The following is a 19,844-nucleotide window of genomic DNA, read 5'->3' as shown; positions in this document are numbered from 1 at the left end:
GTACCGCTGATCCACGAGGACGCCTGGGCGGAAGCGGGCACGGACGGAGCGAAGCCCGCACGGTCCGCGATCCCGGGTCAGCCCGCGCTGCGCGCCTCCTGGGCGGTGGCGAGCAGCTCCTCGGCGTGGGCCAGGGCGGTCTCGGAGTCCTCCAGCCCGGCGAGCATGCGGGAGAGCTCCTTGACCCGGCCGCCGTCGTCGAGCGTGGTCAGCCCGGAGGTCGTCACGGTGCCGTCGTGGCTCTTGACCACGACGACGTGCTGGTCGGCGAACGCGGCGACCTGCGGCAGGTGCGTGACCACCAGGACCTGAGCGTGGCGGGCGAGCAGCGCCAGCCGGCGGCCGACCTCGACCGCCGCCTTGCCGCCGACGCCGGCGTCGACCTCGTCGAACACGAACGTGGGCACCGGGTGCGTCGCCGCGAGTGCGACCTCGACGGCGAGCATGACCCGGCTGAGCTCACCGCCGGAGGCGCCCTTGCCGAGCGGGCGCGGCTCGGCGCCCCGGTTGGCGGCCAGCAGCAGCTCGACGTCGTCGAGGCCCGACGGGCCGAACCGCAGGGTGCGCTCCCCCACCGCGAGACCGTCGGGGTCGTCGTGCTGGGTCACCGCGACGGTGACGACCGCGTGCGGCATCGCCAGTGCGGTGAGCTCGTCGGACACGACGCGTCCGAGCTTCGCCGCCGCCTTGTCGCGCAGGGCGGTGAGGGCGGCGCCCTGCTCGGCCAGGGTGGTCCGCAGCGAAGCGACCTGCGCGCGCAGCTCCTCGATGCGCTCGTCGGTGCCGTCGAGCTCGAGCAGCCGCCGGCTGCCCTGCTCGGCCCAGGCGAGGACCTCGTCGATGGTCTCGCCGTACTTGCGGGTGAGCGCGGTCAGCGCGGCCCGCCGCTCGGAGACCGCGGCCAGACGGACCGGGTCGGTCTCGAGGGAGGTGGCGTAGGAGGACACGTCGGCGGCGACGTCGGAGAGCAGGTAGCTGACCTCGGCCAGCCGGTCGGCCAGCGACGCGGCCTCGGCGTCATGGTCGCGGACGCCGTCGAGCAGCTTGCGGGCGGCGGAGACGGCGCCGAGCGCGTCGGCTCCAGCCTCGCCGGCCGTGGACTCCGATGACAGGCACTCGCGGGCCTGCTCGGCCGCGGTGCGCAGCGTGTCGGCGAAGCCGAGCCTGGCCTCCTCGGCGGCGAGCGCGCGGTCCTCGCCGGACTCGGGCGCGACCTGCTCCACTTCCCCGAGCCCGAACCGCAGCAGGTCGGCCTCGCGGGCCCGCTCGCGGGCGGTCTGCACGACCTCGGCGAGCTCGGCCTCGGTCGCCCGGAGCCGCTGGTAGGTGGCGGAGTAGCCGGCCCGCGCCTTGGCGGCCCGGGCGCCCGCGAACCGGTCGAGCGCGTCACGTTGGGCGGCCGGCTGGAGCAGCCGGTGCTGGTCGGACTGGCCGTGCACCGCGACGAGCGGGTCGATCAGGCCGGACAGAGCGCTGACCGGCACGCTGGCGCCGCCGGCGAAGGCCCGGGACCGGCCCTCGGCCGAGATCTGGCGGGCCACGACCAGGGCGTCGTCCTCCACCTCGCCGCCGAGCTCGTCGACCCGGGCGGAGAGCGGCTCGGACCAGCGCTCGGAGCCCTCGGTCAGGCGGACCAGGCCCTCGACCCGGGCGGTCTTGGCGCCGGTGCGGACGGCGCCGGAGTCGGCGCGGCCGCCGAGCAGCAGGCCGAGCGCGGTCACGACCATCGTCTTGCCGGCACCGGTCTCGCCGGTGATCGCGGTGAAGCCCGGGCCGAGCTCGAGCGCGCTCTCCTCGATCACGCCGAGGGAGGCGATGCGGATCTCCTCGATCATGCGGTGTCCTCCGGGAGTACGCCGTTGCTGCGGCGACGCCGCTCCGCGGCCCCCCGCCAGCCGGTGACGGGCAGGTCGAACTTCGCGACCAGCCGGTCGGTGAACGGTGCCTGGTGCAGCCGGACCAGCCGGACCGGGGTGCGGCCGCGGCGTACCTCCACCCGCGCCCCCGGCGGCAGGTCGACCGTGCGGCGGCCGTCGCACCACAGCACGCCGACGCCGTCGGTGCGCTCCTGGACCTCGACGGCCAGCACCGACGACGGCGCGGCCACCAGCGGCCGCGCGAACAGCGCGTGGGCGCTGATCGGCACCAGCAGCAGCGCCTCGACGTCGGGCCAGACGATCGGTCCGCCGGCGGAGAAGTTGTAGGCCGTCGACCCGGTCGGCGTCGCGCACACGACGCCGTCGCAGCCCCAGCGGGACAGCGGCCGGCCGTCGACCTCGACGACGACCTCGAGCATGCGCTCGCGGGCGGCCTTCTCGACGCTCGCCTCGTTGAGCGCCCAGGTCTCGGCGACCAGCTCGCCGTCGCGGTAGACGCGCACCTCGAGGGTCAGCCGCTCCTCGGAGGTGTACTGCTGCGCGACGACCGCGTCGATCGTGAACTCCACGTCGTCGTGCTCGGCCTCGGCGAGGAACCCGACGTGGCCCAGGTTGACCCCGAGCAGCGGCGTGCCGGTCTCGCGGGTCAGCTCCGCGGCGCGCAGGATCGTGCCGTCGCCGCCGACCACCACGACGATCTCGCACCCGGCCGAGGCGGCCGGCCCGGGATGGACGACGTCGAGGTCGGGCAGGTCGAGCGTGAGCTCCGCGGCCTCGTCGGCCAGCAGCCGCACGGCCAGGCCGTGCTGGGCGAGCGCGCGGCAGACGCGGGAGGCGACCTTGCGGGCCTCCTCCCGCCCGGTGTGCGCCACGACCAGCACGCGGCGGGAGCCGCGCGGGTCGGCCTGGGTCGGAGTCACGGTCCTACCTTGTCAGAGCGCTCCCCCAGGGTTGCGGTACGGCGTACCTCGTCGTCCACAGCCGCCGCGGCGACGGTGCCCGGGCCGCGGCGCAGCCAGAGGAAGAACTCCACGTTGCCCGAAGGGCCCGGCAGCGGGCTGGTGGTCACCGCCCGGGCGCCCCAGCCCCGCTCGGCGGCCGCGTCGAGCACGCTCACCACCGCCGCGGCGCGCAGCCCGACGTCGCGGACGACGCCACCCTTGCCGACCTTGTCCTTGCCCACCTCGAACTGGGGCTTGACCATCAGCGCGAGATCGCCGTCGGGGTCCGTCACGCCGAGCAGCGCGTCGAGGACCAGCCGGAGCGAGATGAAGGACAGGTCGCCCACCACCACGTCCACCGGGTCACCGATCAGGTCCAGGGTGAGGTCGCGGATGTTGGTGCGGTCGTGGACCGCGACGCGGTCGTCCTGCTGGAGCGACCACGCGAGCTGCCCGTGCCCGACGTCGACCGCCACCACCTCCGCGGCGCCGCGACGCAGCAGCACGTCGGTGAAGCCGCCCGTCGAGGCACCGGCGTCGAGGCACCGGCGGCCCTCCACCGACAGCCCGAGCGGGGCGAAGGCGTCGAGGGCTCCGGCGAGCTTGTGCCCGCCCCGGGAGACGTAGTCCGGCCCGTCGTCCCGATCCAGAACCACCAGCGCCACGTCGGTGGTCACGCCCGTCGCCGGCTTCGTGGCGACCACACCGGCGACCTTGACCCGCTTGTCCGCGATCAGCTCCGAGGCGTGCTCGCGCGATCGCGCCAGCCCCCGACGTACCAGCTCGGCGTCGAGGCGCAGGCGGCGTGGCGGCACGGGCGTGCGGTCCGGATCAGGCCTGCGGCGGCGGGGCGTCGCCGGCGTTGGCCAGGGCGCCGCGCAGGGTGTCGTGCGCGCTCTCGAACACGGCGACGTGCTCCTCGACCGGGGTGTCGTCCAGGCCGGCGAGGGACGCGAGCACGGCGTCCACCTGCGGGTGCCCGGTGGACTCCACGGCCTCGTCGGGCGCCCTGTCGACGGGCTCGGTCTCAGGGGTGGTGAAGGCGTCCTCGGTCACGGGGAAACGGTACTCGGCGCCGACACCCCGTCGACGGCACAGGGGGTCCCGGACGTGTCGAGGTGCTGCCAGGCCGCCACCGCCGCCGCGCGCCACCAGTCATCGCCGGCGCCGCCACCGGTCACGACGAGGCGACCGCGGTCGACCAGGGCGGTCCAGCCGCCGCAGCGGGCGGCGTCGCCCTCGCTCTGCTCCACCTCCGGGTGCGGCACGCCGAGGCCGGCCAGGTCGGAGGCGAGGTACGTCGGTCGCAGGTCCGGCGCGGCCGCGACCAGCTCGGCCAGCCCGGTCACGCCGGTCAGCACCAGCAGGCTGTCGTGGCCGGTGTTCGTCGCTCCCTCGATGTCGGTGTCGAGCCGGTCGCCGACGACGAGCGGGCGCCGGCCGCTCACACGCAGCACGGTCTCCTCGAACAGTGGCGCCATCGGCTTGCCCGCCACCGTCGGCGTGACCCCGGTGAACCGGCTCACCACCTCGACCAGCATCCCGTTGCCCGGACCCGTGCCCCGCGGCGTCGGCACGCTCCGGTCGGTGTTGGACGCTACCCAGGGCAGCCCGCGGCCGACCAGGATGGCGCCGTCGCTGACGGTGCCCCAGGCGAGCTTGCGGTGGTAGCCGCTCACCACGGCCGCCGGATCGTCGTCGAACTTCTGCGTGGGCACCAGGCCCTGCTCCTCGAGGGCCTCGAACAGGCCGTCCCCGCCGATCACGAACACCCGCGAGCCAGCCTCCAGCATCGAGGCCAGCAGCCGCGCGGCGGCCTGCGCGCTGGTCACGACGTCACCGGGTTCCGCCTCGATGCCGAGCTCGGTGAGGTGCTCGGCCACCACCGCGGGCGGGCGCGCGGCGTTGTTGGTGACGAACGCCAGCCGCATCCCGGCCGCCCGCGCCCGCGCCAAGTGGTCGGCCGCCCCCGGGACCGCGTCACGACCGACGTAGACGACGCCGTCGAGGTCGAGCATCGCCAGGTCGTAGGCGTCCCACAGCGCGTCGGCGCAGGCCTTCAGCACGACCGCTCCCCTTTCCGTACGATGCCCCGGTGGCCCAGGATCTCGCACCGCACCGGTCCGGCGGGCGCTCGTTCACGCTCGCGCCGTTCCGCGGTCTCCGGTTCGACCCGTCGACGGTCGGCGACCTCTCGACGGTCATCTCCCCGCCGTACGACGTGCTCGACGCGGACACGGTGCGCGCGCTGGAGAACGCCAACCGACGCAACATCGTCCGGCTGATCCTGTCACGGCGCTTCGAGAAGCCGTACGTCGCCGTCCGTGAGCGGCTCGAGAAGTGGCGCGACAAGTCCTACCTGCGCGCCGACGACGAGCCGGCGCTGTACCTGTACGAGTACACCGCCGAGGACGTCACGGTCCGCGGCCTCATCGGGCTGGTCGGGCTGCGCACCATGGACGAGCACGTGATCCTCCCCCACGAGGACGTCATGCCCGGCCCGGTGGACGACCGGGCCGTACTGATGCGCACCACCCGCACGAACCTCGAGCCGATCCTGCTCACCCACCGCGGCACCGACCGTCTCCGCGAGCTGCTCGACGAGGCCGGCGCCGACCGTCCCGCGGCCGACGTCGTGGCGCTCGACGGCAGCGCGCACAAGCTCTGGCCGCTCACCGACCCGCAGCTGCACGACGCCATCGCCGACGAGCTCGCCGCGACCCAGGCCCTGATCGCCGACGGGCATCACCGGTACGCGGCGTACCTGCGGCTGCAGGAGGAGCTCCGCGACGCCGGCAGCCCTCCGGACGCCTCGCCGTGGGACCACGGGCTGGCGATGCTCGTCGACGAGGAGCACGGGGCGCTCCGGGTCGGGCCCATCCACCGCTCGGTCGCGGCGCTGACCCTCTCGGACCTGCAGGACCTGGCCGACGACCGTGGAGACCGGCTCACGGCCTCTCGGGACCGCGAAGCCGCGTTCGCCGCCGTCGGCGGTGCCGACCCCGACCACGCGTCGTTCGTGGTCAGCGACGGACAGAGCTGGGGCGTGCTCACGGTCCCGCGGACGCACGCGATCGACGCCGCGGTCCTGCACGAGACCCTGCTGCCGGCCTGGCACATCGCCGAGGAGCAGGTGGGCTACCACCACAGCCTCGACCAGGCCCTGCACGCGACCAACCGCGCTCCAGGCCTCGTCGTCGCGGTGCGCCCGCCGACGGTCGCGGAGGTCCGCGCCAGCGCGGCGCTCGGCGTCCGGATGCCGCGCAAGTCGACGTCGTTCGGTCCGAAGCCGCGGATGGGCGTCGTGATGCGCGACCTGCGCGACGCCTGAACGTCTCCGGCCAGGGCCACGTCTCACGCACGAGCGCGTCCCGCCCGCAGCACCTCCACCTCGACCCGCGTCGCCGCCCCGTCGCCGGAGCGGTAGAAGCGCCGCCGCAGGGCGCCCTCGACCGTGACCCGGTCACCGACCGCCCACGCCGCGACGGACCGGCGTGCACGGGCACCGAAGGCCACGCAGTCGACCCAGTCGCTCGTCTGCCGCGACCCCTTGGTCATCGGTGACGGCTCCCGCGCCATCGACAGCCGGAACGTGACGATCACGTCCCCGCTGGGCAGCGCGCGCTCCTCCGGCGCGGACGTCACCCGTCCGGCCAGGCGCACCTCGTTGGTGGACACGACGGTCGTGTCCTCGTCACTCGTCCTCGTGGGCATGAGCACCACCTCCGAGACGAGCCTCGCTGCGACCGCCCCCGACCGTCCCGGCAACGAGGGCGGCCTGGGGACGACGCCCCGTCGACCGGCCCTGGGGACGGCATCCGGCTCAGCCCTCGGACGACTCGAGCTCCGCCGCGCGCTCGGCGGCGTCGGTGATCTCGTTGCCGTCGATGCCCACCGTCCGGTGGAACCACTCGACGGCCTCCTCGGTGCGGCCGGCGGCGGCGAGGGTGTCGGCGTAGGTGTACCGCAGCCGCACGACCCAGTCCGCGCGCGAGCGCGTCCGCAGCGGCGCCGCCTCGAGCGTGCGCAGTGCGGCGTCGATCTGGCCGAGGTCCCGGCGCGCGCCCGCCTCGACGATGGTCATCTCCGCCTTGAGCGGGTCCTCCAGGTTCACCACCGCGGGGTTGCGGGCGAGGTCGAGCGCCTTCTCGGGACGCCCGAGCGCACGCTCGCAGTCGGCGATCACCGGGAGGTAGTCGTTGTTGCCGTTCATCCGCTTCGCCGCGCGCAGCTCGGAGAGCGCCTCGGCGTACTCGCCGGCGTGGTACGCCGCCTCCCCGCACGCCTCGCGCACCACCGCGATGCGGGCGGCCCGCGCCCGGGCGGCCAGGGTGTGCTGGTAGGCGGTCCTGGGGTCGGTGTCGATGAGCTGCCCGGCGGCCACGAGGTGCCGCGCGACCCGGGCGGCGAGCTTCTCCGGCAGCCCCTTCAGCTGGGCGCTGACCGAGCGGTCCAGCTCCCGGCCGGTGATCTCGGGGTCGAGCGGAGGACCGTCGTACCGAGCCTGCTCCGCCGATCGCTCCGCCGGCGTGGTTGCGGCATCGCCGCGGCGCGGTGCCCGGTCGTCACGACGCGGGCCGCGCTGGGTTCCGCCGTCACCGCGGCGGGGGCCCTGGCCACGGCCGGAGCCGCCCTGCCCGCGCCCCGACGAGGCCTGCTGCCGGCCGGTGCTCCCGCCCTGGCCCCCGCGTCGGTCGCCCGACCGGCCGCCGCTGGGGCGGCCCTCTCCACGGGGACCCTGGGAACGCCTCTCGGCCACGACTGCTCCTTCGCGAGCTGCGGACTGTCGAACATCGGTTGCGCTGCCATCATCCTCGGCGGCAACCGCGGGTGCACACCGGGGTCCGGGTGCACGCCAAAACATCGAAAGGGCCACCTGAGACAGGTGGCCCTTTCGGAAAAGTTGTCCGGCGACGTCCTACTCTCCCACAACCTCCCGGTTGCAGTACCATCGGCGCTGAAAGGCTTAACTTCCGGGTTCGGAATGGAGCCGGGTGTTTCCCTATCGCTATGGCCGCCGAAACTCTATGGAGTTAGATCAACCAACTCATCAGTCATTCAGACTTTTGAAGTCGGTTCCCGACCGTAACTCGGGAACCACACAGTGGACGCGCAACATCTTTGAGGGACAAGCCCTCGGCCTATTAGTACCGGTCGGCTCCGTGTATCACTACCTTCGACCTCCGGCCTATCAACCCAGTCGTCTACTGGGGGCCTTACCCGGTTAACCCGGTGGGAAACCTCATCTTGAAACGTGCTTCCCGCTTAGATGCTTTCAGCGGTTATCACTTCCGAACGTAGCTAACCAGCCGTGCTCTTGGCAGAACAACTGGCACACCAGAGGTTCGTCCATCCCGGTCCTCTCGTACTAGGGACAGCCTTTCTCAAGTTTCCTGCGCGCGCGGCGGATAGGGACCGAACTGTCTCACGACGTTCTAAACCCAGCTCGCGTGCCGCTTTAATGGGCGAACAGCCCAACCCTTGGGACCTACTCCAGCCCCAGGATGCGACGAGCCGACATCGAGGTGCCAAACCATCCCGTCGATATGGACTCTTGGGGAAGATCAGCCTGTTATCCCCGGGGTACCTTTTATCCGTTGAGTGACGCCGCTTCCACATGCCAGCGCCAGATCACTAGTCCCGACTTTCGTCCCTGCTCGACATGTCTGTCTCACAGTCAAGCTCCCTTGTGCACTTACACTCGAAACCTGATTGCCAACCAGGCTGAGGGAACCTTTGGGCGCCTCCGTTACATTTTAGGAGGCAACCGCCCCAGTTAAACTACCCATCAGGCACTGTCCCTGATCCGGATAACGGACCTAGGTTAGATATCTAGTACGACCAGAGTGGTATTTCAACGTTGGCTCCACACGAACTGGCGTCCGTGCTTCAAAGCCTCCCACCTATCCTACACAAGCCGAACCAAACACCAATACCAAATTGTAGTAAAGGTCCCGGGGTCTTTCCGTCCTGCCGCGCGTAACGAGCATCTTTACTCGTAGTGCAATTTCGCCGAGTCCACGGTTGAGACAGCGCCCAAGTCGTTACTCCATTCGTGCAGGTCGGAACTTACCCGACAAGGAATTTCGCTACCTTAGGATGGTTATAGTTACCACCGCCGTTTACTGGGGCTTAAGTTCTGTGCTTCGCTCCGAAGAACTAACACGTCCCCTTAACCTTCCAGCACCGGGCAGGAGTCAGTCCGTATACATCGTCTTTCAACTTCGCACGGACCTGTGTTTTTAGTAAACAGTCGCTTGGGCCTGGTCTCTGCGGCCATCAACGCTTCCGGGAGCAAGTCCCATGACGTATCCGGCCCCCCTTCTCCCGAAGTTACGGGGGCATTTTGCCGAGTTCCTTAACCATGGTTCACTCGATCGCCTTGGTATTCTCTACCTGATCACCTGAGTCGGTTTGGGGTACGGGCGGCGCATAGCTCGCTAGAGGTTTTTCTCGACAGCATAGGATTATCGACTTCGTCCTTAAGGACTCCCCATCAGATCTCAGACATGTGAGACGCGGATTTGCCTACGTCTCGTCCTACATCCTTAGCCGTGGGCAACCATCGCCACGGTTCGACTACCTTCCTGCGTCACCCCATCGCTTGGCTACTACCAGTTCGGGTCATGCGCTCCACCATCACGTCCCCGAAGGGATCTAGATGGCTTTGGGCACTTAGCATCACTGGGTTCGCCATGGGCGCTATTTTGCCGGTACGGGAATATCAACCCGTTGTCCATCGACTACGCCTGTCGGCCTCGCCTTAGGTCCCGACTTACCCAGGGCAGATTAGCTTGACCCTGGAACCCTTGATCATTCGGCGGACAAGTTTCTCACTTGTCATTCGCTACTCATGCCTGCATTCTCACTCGTATCGCGTCCACGACTGGATCACTCCGCCGCTTCGCTCGCGATACGACGCTCCCCTACCCATCCACGCACCTGGACCACAAGGGCCTGGCTTACGCGTGAATGCCATAGCTTCGGTGGATAACTTGAGCCCCGCTACATTGTCGGCGCGGAATCACTTGACCAGTGAGCTATTACGCACTCTTTCAAGGGTGGCTGCTTCTAAGCCAACCTCCTGGTTGTCTGTGCGACTCCACATCCTTTTCCACTTAGTTATCGCTTAGGGACCTTAGCTGATGGTCTGGGCTGTTTCCCTCTCGACTACGGAGCTTATCCCCCGCAGTCTCACTGCCGCGCTCTCACTTACCGGCATTCGGAGTTTGGCTGATTTCGGTAAGCTTGTAGGCCCCCTAGACCATCCAGTGCTCTACCTCCGGTAAGAAACACGCGACGCTGCACCTAAATGCATTTCGGGGAGAACCAGCTATCACGGAGTTTGATTGGCCTTTCACCCCTATCCACAGGTCATCCCCCAGGTTTTCAACCCTGGTGGGTTCGGTCCTCCACGCGGTCTTACCCGCGCTTCAACCTGCCCATGGATAGATCACTCCGCTTCGGGTCTTGATCGTGCGACTCAGACGCCCTATTCGGACTCGCTTTCGCTACGGCTTCCCCACACGGGTTAACCTTGCCACACAACGCAAACTCGCAGGCTCATTCTTCAAAAGGCACGCCGTCACAAGACCGAAGTCTCGCTCCGACGGATTGTAGGCACATGGTTTCAGGTACTATTTCACTCCCCGCCAGGGGTACTTTTCACCTTTCCCTCACGGTACTTGTCCGCTATCGGTCACCAAGGAGTATTTAGGCTTAACGGGTGGTCCCGCCAGATTCACACGGAATTTCAGGGGTTCCGTGTTACTTGGGGTGACGTCTCAGAGCCATCGACTTACGTGTACGGGGGTATCACCCTCTACGCCGGGATTTTCCAATCCTCTTCAACTTCATCGATGGTTTCTTACTCTGTGTCGTCGCGGCAGCAACGACGTGACGGCCCCACAACCCTCAGACAGCAACGCCTGCCGGCTATCACACTGACTGAGTTTGGCCTCTTCCGATTTCGCTCGCCACTACTCTCGGAATCACTGTTGTTTTCTCTTCCTGTGGGTACTGAGATGTTTCACTTCCCCACGTTCCCTCCAACTGCCCTATGTGTTCAGGCAGAGGTAACTGGACATGACTCCAGCTGGGTTTCCCCATTCGGAAATCCCCGGATCACAGCTCGGTTGCCAACTTCCCGGGGCTTATCGCAGGCTCCTACGTCCTTCATCGGCTCTTGGTGCCAAGGCATCCACCATGTGCCCTTAGTAGCTTGTCTTGCTACAAAGATGCTCGCGTCCACTGTGTAGTTCTCAAGATACGGGCGGTGCCACCAGCTGGTCTGCGCTTGCCCGCGTCGGACGAGTCCGTCCTGGTGCGGGGAGTTCGCAGGGGTGATGGCCCACTGAGTGATCGGTCGCCCGATCCCTCAGGACCCAACAGTGTGCCTGATTCTCTTGCGCGCTCCTGCTCGAGGTTCCACTCCGACGAGTCGGAAGTACTGACGAGCTCTCGCTTGCGAGAGGACCAAATAATCGACGTTCCACTAGTGAGCGTCGTCTGCCGAAGGACGGATGCCTTCGCAACAGACAGCTGGACGCGCCGGCGATGCCGGTGCGCCAAATGCTCCTTAGAAAGGAGGTGATCCAGCCGCACCTTCCGGTACGGCTACCTTGTTACGACTTCGTCCCAATCGCCAGCCCCACCTTCGACGACTCCCTCCACAAGGGTTGGGCCACCGGCTTCGGGTGTTGCCGACTTTCGTGACGTGACGGGCGGTGTGTACAAGGCCCGGGAACGTATTCACCGCAGCGTTGCTGATCTGCGATTACTAGCGACTCCGACTTCATGGGGTCGAGTTGCAGACCCCAATCCGAACTGAGACCGGCTTTTTGGGATTCGCTCCACCTTGCGGTTTCGCAGCCCTTTGTACCGGCCATTGTAGCATGCGTGAAGCCCTGGACATAAGGGGCATGATGACTTGACGTCATCCCCACCTTCCTCCGAGTTGACCCCGGCAGTCTCTTATGAGTCCCCACCATTACGTGCTGGCAACATAAGACGAGGGTTGCGCTCGTTGCGGGACTTAACCCAACATCTCACGACACGAGCTGACGACAGCCATGCACCACCTGTATAGAGCCCTTACGGACCCCCTATCTCTAGGGGATTTCTCTATATGTCAAACCCAGGTAAGGTTCTTCGCGTTGCATCGAATTAATCCGCATGCTCCGCCGCTTGTGCGGGCCCCCGTCAATTCCTTTGAGTTTTAGCCTTGCGGCCGTACTCCCCAGGCGGGGCGCTTAATGCGTTAGCTGCGGCACGGAACTCGTGGAATGAGTCCCACACCTAGCGCCCAACGTTTACGGTGTGGACTACCAGGGTATCTAATCCTGTTCGCTCCCCACACTTTCGCTCCTCAGCGTCAGGTAATGCCCAGAGAACCGCCTTCGCCACCGGTGTTCCTCCTGATATCTGCGCATTTCACCGCTACACCAGGAATTCCGTTCTCCCCTGCATACCTCTAGTCTGCCCGTATCGGAAGCAGGCTCAGGGTTAAGCCCTGAGTTTTCACTCCCGACGCGACAGACCGCCTACGAGCCCTTTACGCCCAATAATTCCGGACAACGCTCGCACCCTACGTATTACCGCGGCTGCTGGCACGTAGTTGGCCGGTGCTTCTTCTGCAGGTACCGTCACTTGCGCTTCGTCCCTGCTGAAAGAGGTTTACAACCCGAAGGCCGTCATCCCTCACGCGGCGTTGCTGGATCAGGCTTTCGCCCATTGTCCAATATTCCCCACTGCTGCCTCCCGTAGGAGTCTGGGCCGTGTCTCAGTCCCAGTGTGGCCGGTCACCCTCTCAGGCCGGCTACCCGTCGTTGCCTTGGTGGGCCGTTACCCCACCAACAAGCTGATAGGCCGCGAGCTCATCCTTCACCGCCGGAACTTTCCACCACCATCAGATGCCTGAAGTGGTCGTATCAGGTATTAGCTTCGGTTTCCCGGAGTTATCCCTGTGTGAAGGGCAGATTGCTCACGTGTTACTCACCCGTTCGCCGCTCGTGTACTCCCGAAGGAGCCTTACCGCTCGACTTGCATGTGTTAAGCACGCCGCCAGCGTTCGTCCTGAGCCAGGATCAAACTCTCCGTTGAAATCTTTTGATGTCCCACCGAGGTGGGGTTCATCGACTCTTTTGGAGTAATCCCGGCAAGAGAGCCCTCCGAAGAGGGCGTCTTACCTAAAGGAATCAAACTAGTCGTCAGATACCGAGAAGCCGAAGCTCCTCGCAACCTGTCGACTGGCGTTACAAATTAATTCGTCGACTTTTGGCACACTGTTGAGTTCTCAAGGATCAAGCGCGCACCGCAGTCCAGCCTCTCGGCTTCGCTGGGGGGCAACCTGGTAAAACTTACCGGGTCTTGCTCGGCCCGTCAAATCGGGTTTCGCTCCTCCGGCCCCCGTCCGCGCCACAGCCACCGAGTCGATCCGGGGCCGCTTCTGCGCGCACCCGGGCCACCTCGGTTGAGGTGTGTGGGATGGGGTTCCGCCTGGGGCCGGTGGCCCGGCCTCTCGGCCTTGCCTCCCGCCGCTCCCTGGCGACGAAGAGAACATTAGCCAGACGTTCACGCGGCATGCAAATCGGGGGGTGGGTGTCCGCGGTCACATCGACGTTTCCGCAGGTCAGGGGCGGTTTTGGCGATGCGGGGCGTCCGGTGGACGCGGATCGGCGGCCAGGAACGGGCGCGGGGCCCGGGTCAGACGACCCGGACCCCGGCGATGTTCTTCTTCCCGCGGCGCACGACCAGCCACCCGTCGCCGACCAGGTCGGCCTCCCCCGGCGAGGCGTCGGGATCGGTGACGCGCGCGTTGTTGACGTAGGCGCCGCCCTCCCCCACGGTGCGGCGCGCCTCGCCCTTGGACTTGCAGAGGCCGGACTGCACCAGCAGGTCGACGACCGTCGGCAACCCGTCCCCGCGCGCCACTTCGGTCGCGCCCGCCTCCTGCAGGGCGGCGGCCAACGTCGCCGGTGACAGGTCGCGCAGCTCGCCGCCCCCGAACAGCGCGGCCGCGGCGGCCTTGGCCTGCTCGGTCTCCTGCTCGCCGTGCACCAGCGTGGTGACGGCGTCCGCGAGCGCCTTCTGCCCCGCGCGCAGGAACGGCTTCTCCGCGGTCTGCGCCTCGAGGTCCTCGATCTCCGCCCGGCTAAGGAACGTGAAGATCCGCAACAGCTCGCCGACCTTCTCGTCCTCGACGTTGAGCCAGAACTGGTGGAAGGCGTACGGCGACATCATCGCCGGGTCGAGCCACAGGGCGCCGCCCTCGGTCTTGCCGTACTTGGTGCCGTCGGACTTGGTGACCAGGGGTGTGGCGAACGCGTGCGCCTTGCCCCCGTCGGCCCGCCGCACCAGCTCCACGCCGGCGGTGATGTTGCCCCACTGGTCACTACCGCCGAACTGGAGCGTGACCCCGTGGTCGCGGTAGAGGTTCAGGAAGTCCATCGACTGCAGCAGGACGTAGCTGAACTCCGTGTAGGAGATGCCGCTGTCGAGACGGCGACTCACCACGTCACGGGCGAGCATCCGGTTGACCGGGAAGTGCTTGCCGACGTCGCGCAGGAAGTCGATGACCGACAGGCTGGCGGTCCAGTCGTAGTTGTTGACCATCGTGGCTGCGTTGGGGCCGTCGAAGTCGAGGAACGGCTCGATCTGCGAGCGCACGCGCTCGACCCAGTCCTTGACGATGTCGAGGGAGTTGAGCGTGCGCTCGCCGGACTCCTTCGGGTCGCCGATCATGCCGGTGGCCCCGCCGACCAGGGCGTAGGGGACGTGGCCGGCCTGCTGGAGCCGCCGGGCGGTGAGGATCTGGACGAGGTTGCCCATGTGCAGGCTGGGCGCGGTCGGGTCGAAGCCGACGTAGTAGCGGACCGGGCCTTCGGTCAACGCCGCGCGCAGCGCGTCGGGGTCCGTCGAGTGGGCGAGGAGTCCGCGCCACTCGAGGTCGTCGAGAAGGCCTGGGTCGATGCTCATGCGTCCAGCCTGCCTTACCTCAGGGCCTGGAGGGCAACCGGTTTGCGGGCGTGGACGCGCCCTGCTCCCCCGCGGTGCTCACAGCCACTGGCCGAACGCGAAAGGCTCGCGGGTGACGAGGTACGTCGCCCAGTTCATCTTCGTCACCGTGCCGTCGGCGGCCCTCGTCACGCGGAGCAGCTCGCCGTGCTCGCGGCCCGCCACGGTGCGGTAGACGTCCGTGTCGACCTTCTCGAACACCGACGACGGCTTGTGCTCGGGCAGCGCCTGGGCGCGCGCCTCGAGGCGACCCTGCTTGACCGAGAACACGAACGGGACGCCCTCGGAGTACCAGACGCCGGTGAGGCCGGCGAGGTCCTCGGGCACGGGCGGTCCGGGACGCCAGGGCTCGGGCAGCACCGGGTCGTGCTCGACGACGTGGTCGGCGAGCTCGATCGCGAACGCGGCCGGGTCGGGCGCGGACGTGGTGTTCATCAGGACCAGGCCGCCGGTGCCGCTCTCGCGGTGGGTGAACAGCCCGGTGATGTGGCCGGGCATGCCGCCGGTGTGGCCGACCCAGGTGCGCCGGCCGGAGCGGATGAGCATGAAGCCGAGGCCGAACGCGCCGGCCCACCGCTCGCGGTCGATGACGATCTGGGGCTCGCACATCTCCGCGAGCGTGTCGGCGGCCAGGACCTCCTCGACGGGCGAGGCGACGAACGACGACCAACGCGCCATGTCGTCGGCAGTGCTGGCGAGGCCGCCGCAGGGCGCGAGCGCCTTGAGGTCGAGGACGGGCTCGACGACCGGGACGTCGGTGTGCGGCGGCACGTAGTAGCCGGTGACCGCGCTGCCCGACGGGCCGACCGTCGTACGACGCATCTCCAGCGGGTCGAGGATGCGGGCGCGCAGCGACTCCCACCAGCTGCGCCCGTCGATCCGCGCGACCAGCTCCCCGAGGACGGAGAAGACCAGGTTGGAGTAGTGGAAGTACTGGTGCGGCCGGTGCACGCGCTCGGCGTCGTTGAACCCCGCCAGCAGCTGCTCACGGTCGGGGTTGACCAGGGTCTCCCAGACGTCGCCGACCGGTTCGCGCTGCAGACCGGTCACGTGCGCGAGGGCCTGCCGGACCGTGACGCCGCCGTGCGCCACCTCCGGAAGGTGCTGGTCGAGGGTGTCGTCGAGGGACAGCTTGCCCTCGTCGCGCAGCTGCATGACCAGCACGGCCGTGAACGTCTTGGTGTTGGAGGCGACCAGGAACTGGTCGTCGGCCGTCGGCCGCACCTGCGGGACGGTCACGTCGGCGGAGCCGATGCCCTCCTGCCAGACGAAGCCCCCGGCGCGCAGGACGCCGGCGAACAGACCGGGGACCCGGCCCTTCACCTGCTTGTCGAGCGCGATGCGGTGCAGCCGTTGGGTCGTGGTCTCCAGGAGGGCGGGCACGTCGGTGACCCTACCCACGCTGCTCGCGGCTCAGCCGAACAGACTCACCGTCTTGGCCAGGGTCTGGTAGACGCCGTACGCGAGCGGTACGCCGACGACCAGCCACGCCACGACGAGCAGCGCCGGGTGCACCTTGGTCCGCGTGGCGGTGCGGGTGTCGGTGGCGACGCCTCCCCCTCCCCCGCCGGCGGAGGACGCCCGGCCGGTGGGCTCGTCGGAGCCCGCCTCGTGGAACCGCTCGGCGACCGGCCGGACCAGGAGGTTGGCGACGAAGCCGACCGCGAGCACGCCGACCATCGTGAGCAGCGCGGGCCGGTAGGCCTCGGCGGTGAGCTCGCCGGGCGTTCCCTGGGCGTCGAGGAAGCCGTTGATGATCAGGGGTCCGGCGACGCCGGCGGCCGCCCAGGCTGTGAGCAGCCGGCCGTGGATCGCGCCGACCTGGAAGGTGCCGAACAGGTCGCGGAGGTACGCCGGGACGGTGGCGAAGCCGCCGCCGTAGAAGGAGATGATCACGCCCGCGAGCAGCACGAAGAGCACCGTGGCCGAGCTGCCGGTCAGGGCGAGCGCGGCGTAGAGCACCATGCCGACGCCGAGGTAGCCGAGGTAGATCGGCTTGCGGCCGACGACGTCCGACGTCGACGACCAGAGGAAGCGGCCGCCCATGTTGCAGATCGAGAGCAGGCCGACGAAGCCGGCCGCCGCGGCGGGGTCGACCGACGAGCCGCCGTCGGAGCGGAAGAAGTCCTGGATCATGGGCGCGGCCTGCTCGAGGATGCCGATGCCCGCGGTCACGTTGCAGAACAGCACGGTCCAGAGCAGCCAGAACTGCGGCGTCTTGATCGCGTTGGCGGCGGACACGCTCGCGGTCGTGACGAGGCGCTGGGACTTCACCGACGAGGGGTCGAAGCCCTCGGGCGTCCAGTCGTCGGCGGGCACCTTGATCAGCCAGGCGCCGAACAGCATCACGACGAGGTAGGCGAGGCCGAGGGTGACGAACATGGCGGCGACCGCAGAGCCGTGGGCGACCGAGGTCGTGTCGGTGGCGTCGAACGACGGGTCGTAGAAGGCGAGCAGCCGGCTCGAGATCGGGGAGGCGACCAGCGCACCGCCGCCGAAGCCCATGATGGCGAGGCCGGTCGCGAGCCCGGGACGGTCGGGGAACCACTTGATCAGCGTGGAGACCGGCGAGATGTACCCGATGCCCAGGCCGATGCCGCCGATCACGCCGTACCCGAGGTAGAGCAGCCACAGCTGCCCGGTGGCGATACCGGCCGCGCCGACGAGGAAGCCGACCGACCAGCACAGCGCCGACGCGACCATGGCGCGACGCGGGCCGCCGGTGTCGACCCAGGTGCCGAAGACGGCGGCGGACAGCCCGAGCATCACGATCGCGATCGAGAAGACGATGCCGATCGCGGTGAGGCTGGTGTCGAAGTGCGCGACGAGGGAGTTCTTGTAGACGCTCGTGGCGTAGGCCTGGCCGATGCAGAGGTGGATCGCGAGCGCGGCCGGAGGGATCAGCCAGCGGTTGTAGCCCGGCGGCGCGATCGTGCGGCTGCGGTCGAGGACGGCGAGCGTGGATGCCATGGGAACCCCCCGATGACCGAGACAGTGTGACCGCCCTCACTCGTGCCCATCCGGTTGAACGGCAAACCACCCGCCGTCACGAGGTGACGGCGGGTGGTCGTGTTGGTGCGGTGAACGGTCAGGTCAGCACGGTTTGACCGCGTCGACGGTGAAGCCCTGGGCGGTGACGCCCGCGTCGGTCACCAGGTTCAGCACGGCCGTCGGGGTGCTGATGCACGGTGTGTCGACCCCGCGCGTCCCCTTGGCCGCCCCGGTGTAGGTCGCCAGCAGCGTGCCGTTGGCGTCCTTCAGGTACAGGTAGTCGTAGTCCTTCTCCAGGTCGAGCACGGAGAAGTGCAGCTTGTACCCGCCACCGGCGGGGTTGGTGAAGGTGTAGTCGCAGTCACCGTTGTTGCCGTAGGGGTGCGGCGAGCCGAACGGCACGGACGACGTCGTGACGTCGGTGCACGGCGGCGGGGGCGGCGTGCCCGGGGCGCAGCCGTTCTTCACGCCGACGGCGTCCCAGGCCGCGCCGATGGCCGAGCGCTCCTTGCCGTTGGCGGTCGCCACCACCGTGGCGTTGCGGGCGTCGCAGAAGTTGGCGTACTCGGTGAGCGACGTGAAGCCGGTGTAGAAGATCTGCGTCGCGCGGGCCAGGCCGACGGCCGGGACGGTGATCGCGCAGTCCGGGCCGGTGTAGGTCTGGTACGGCGCGGTGCAGCCGGCGTTCTGCCCGCCGTTGACGGCCAGGTAGTAGGCGTGGTTGGCGATGCCGCTGTTGGTGTGCACGCCGCCGTTGTCGGCCGTGCCGGTGTAGCGGAGGCTGTAGTGCGCCGGGTCGCCGAACTCGCCCGGGTCGCCCATGTTGCGGAAGCCAGCGCCGGCCGTGCCCGGGTTGATGACGTCCTCGCCGATCCGGAAGTCGGGCTGCGCGGCCGGGTCGAGGCCCTTCGACTCGGCGTAGTACTCGATGGTGTTGCCCATCATGTCGCTGAACGCCTCGTTGAGCGCGCCGGACTCGTTCTCGTAGATGAGGCCCGACGTGAACTCGGTGACGCCGTGGGTCAGCTCGTGTCCGTCGACGTCGAGGCCGCCGGACAGCGGCAGGCAGCTGCGGCCGTCCCCGTCGCCGTACGTCATGTAGGCGCCGTTCCAGAAGGCGTTGCAGTAGTTGCGGTCGTAGTGCACGAAACTCTTGATGACCATGCCGTTGCCGTCGATGCTGTTGCGGCCGAACGTGTCGCTGTAGAAGTCGTCGACGACGTTCGCGTAGTAGTGCGCGTCGACCCCGGGCGCCTGGCTCGGCGACGTCATCTTGGTGTTGTTGGTGTCCCAGGTGTCGTCGGGGTCGGTCATCAGGCTGGCCGTCGTCGTGGTGTTGCCGACGTCGTAGGTGACCTGCCGTCCGTCGGCGCTCTTCAGCTCGTAGGCGGCGCCGTTCTGGGTGGTGTCGATCGTCTTGGTGTCGCCCTTGACGCCCTTGCCCGTGCCTTCGGCGATGGCGTTGTAGGCGTTGAGGATCTCGCCGTTGGCGGCGTTGACCCAGCGGACCGGGCGGGTCGCGTCGCGGATGGCGTCGACCTCGAAGAACTGCTTGCCGGTGCGCGGGTCGATGCGCAGCACGCTGGTCCAGTCGCCGCGGGCGCCGACGCGCTCCTGGACGACCTCGCGGGCATCGGCACGGTTCAGGCTCTTGGCGTTGGACGCGTCGAGGCCGGGGAAGTGCGCGCCGATCACGGCGCTGGCGGTGCCGGAGGCGTCACGGATGACCGTGACCTGGCCGCCGAGGACGGACGCGTTCCCGACGTACTGCTGGTAGCGGGTCTGGGTCAGCCCGCCGGGGAGCGTGGTGGACCAGACCTTCGTGACGTCGCCGGGCAGCCGGTAGGCCGCCGCGTCCGCGCCACTGAGGGCGAACGAGCCGGCCGTGGTGGCGGCCGGGCGTGAGGCGTCCTGCGGCTGGGCGTTCGACGACGTCGCGAGGACGAGCGACGACGCACCCAGCAGCAGGGACGCAGAGATCGCCGTGACAGAGCGATACCGCATGGGTGTCCCCTCCAGG

At 68.4% G+C, this 19,844-nt stretch carries 12 protein-coding genes and 3 rRNA genes; 1 reads left to right on the top strand and 14 read right to left on the bottom strand.

Features of this window, described 5'->3' with window-relative positions; genetic code table 11:
• Positions 1-77: 77 nt before the first annotated feature.
• The 5 genes from recN to ETU37_RS08860 are packed head-to-tail and all read right to left on the bottom strand — an operon-like array spanning position 78 to position 4,884.
• The gene (gene recN, locus ETU37_RS08880; protein ID WP_129986852.1) at positions 78-1,835 is read right to left on the bottom strand and encodes a DNA repair protein RecN; all 1,758 of its coding nucleotides are present in this window, start codon (positions 1,833-1,835) and stop codon (positions 78-80) included.
• The gene (locus ETU37_RS08875) at positions 1,832-2,797 is read right to left on the bottom strand and encodes an NAD kinase (RefSeq protein ID WP_206053807.1); all 966 of its coding nucleotides are present in this window, start codon (positions 2,795-2,797) and stop codon (positions 1,832-1,834) included. Before ETU37_RS08875 ends, recN begins: the two co-directional genes overlap by 4 nt.
• Entirely contained in the window at positions 2,794-3,633 is an 840-nt protein-coding gene (locus tag ETU37_RS08870; protein WP_129986851.1) for a TlyA family RNA methyltransferase, read from the bottom strand. Before ETU37_RS08870 ends, ETU37_RS08875 begins: the two co-directional genes overlap by 4 nt.
• A gap of 16 nt (positions 3,634-3,649) precedes the next feature.
• Positions 3,650-3,874, bottom strand: a complete 225-nt coding sequence (locus ETU37_RS08865) for a hypothetical protein (RefSeq protein ID WP_129986850.1) — start codon at positions 3,872-3,874, stop codon at positions 3,650-3,652.
• Entirely contained in the window at positions 3,871-4,884 is a 1,014-nt protein-coding gene (locus ETU37_RS08860) for an HAD-IIA family hydrolase (RefSeq protein ID WP_240755629.1), read from the bottom strand. Before ETU37_RS08860 ends, ETU37_RS08865 begins: the two co-directional genes overlap by 4 nt.
• 29 nt (positions 4,885-4,913) lie before the next feature.
• Here ETU37_RS08860 and ETU37_RS08855 point away from each other — a divergent pair, with 29 nt between their 5' ends.
• Positions 4,914-6,149, top strand: coding sequence for a DUF1015 family protein (locus ETU37_RS08855; protein WP_129986849.1), 1,236 nt, complete (start codon positions 4,914-4,916; stop codon positions 6,147-6,149).
• Between the two features lie 23 nt (positions 6,150-6,172).
• Here ETU37_RS08855 and ETU37_RS08850 read toward each other — a convergent pair whose 3' ends face one another.
• The 9 genes from ETU37_RS08850 to ETU37_RS08810 form a co-directional block, all read right to left on the bottom strand.
• Complete coding sequence (locus ETU37_RS08850) at positions 6,173-6,532, bottom strand: single-stranded DNA-binding protein (RefSeq protein WP_129986848.1); 360 nt, start codon at positions 6,530-6,532, stop codon at positions 6,173-6,175.
• 109 nt (positions 6,533-6,641) lie between these two features.
• Positions 6,642-7,577, bottom strand: a complete 936-nt coding sequence (locus ETU37_RS08845; protein ID WP_129986847.1) for a tetratricopeptide repeat protein — start codon at positions 7,575-7,577, stop codon at positions 6,642-6,644.
• 146 nt (positions 7,578-7,723) lie between these two features.
• A 5S ribosomal RNA gene (gene rrf, locus ETU37_RS08840) occupies positions 7,724-7,840 on the bottom strand.
• A gap of 102 nt (positions 7,841-7,942) precedes the next feature.
• Positions 7,943-11,045, bottom strand: a 23S ribosomal RNA gene (locus ETU37_RS08835).
• Positions 11,046-11,400: 355 nt separating this feature from the next.
• A 16S ribosomal RNA gene (locus ETU37_RS08830) occupies positions 11,401-12,919 on the bottom strand.
• The 16S, 23S and 5S rRNA genes sit together here, the layout of an rRNA operon.
• A gap of 603 nt (positions 12,920-13,522) precedes the next feature.
• Entirely contained in the window at positions 13,523-14,794 is a 1,272-nt protein-coding gene (gene tyrS, locus ETU37_RS08825; RefSeq protein ID WP_129986846.1) for a tyrosine--tRNA ligase, read from the bottom strand.
• 78 nt (positions 14,795-14,872) lie between these two features.
• The gene (locus ETU37_RS08820; RefSeq protein WP_206053805.1) at positions 14,873-16,216 is read right to left on the bottom strand and encodes a serine hydrolase domain-containing protein; all 1,344 of its coding nucleotides are present in this window, start codon (positions 16,214-16,216) and stop codon (positions 14,873-14,875) included.
• A 30-nt stretch (positions 16,217-16,246) separates the two neighbouring features.
• On the bottom strand, positions 16,247-17,803 hold the full coding sequence (locus ETU37_RS08815) for an OFA family MFS transporter (RefSeq protein WP_129986845.1): 1,557 nt from the start codon (positions 17,801-17,803) through the stop codon (positions 16,247-16,249).
• A gap of 123 nt (positions 17,804-17,926) precedes the next feature.
• Entirely contained in the window at positions 17,927-19,828 is a 1,902-nt protein-coding gene (locus ETU37_RS08810) for a M4 family metallopeptidase (protein ID WP_129986844.1), read from the bottom strand.
• Positions 19,829-19,844: the final 16 nt, after the last annotated feature.

The sequence above is a fragment of the Nocardioides iriomotensis genome (genome assembly GCF_004168035.1).
GTDB classification, from domain to species: Bacteria; Actinomycetota; Actinomycetes; order Propionibacteriales; family Nocardioidaceae; genus Nocardioides_B; species Nocardioides_B iriomotensis.
The sequence above is the reverse complement of the archived record's forward strand: the minus strand, read 5'-3'. Positions and strand labels throughout refer to the sequence as shown.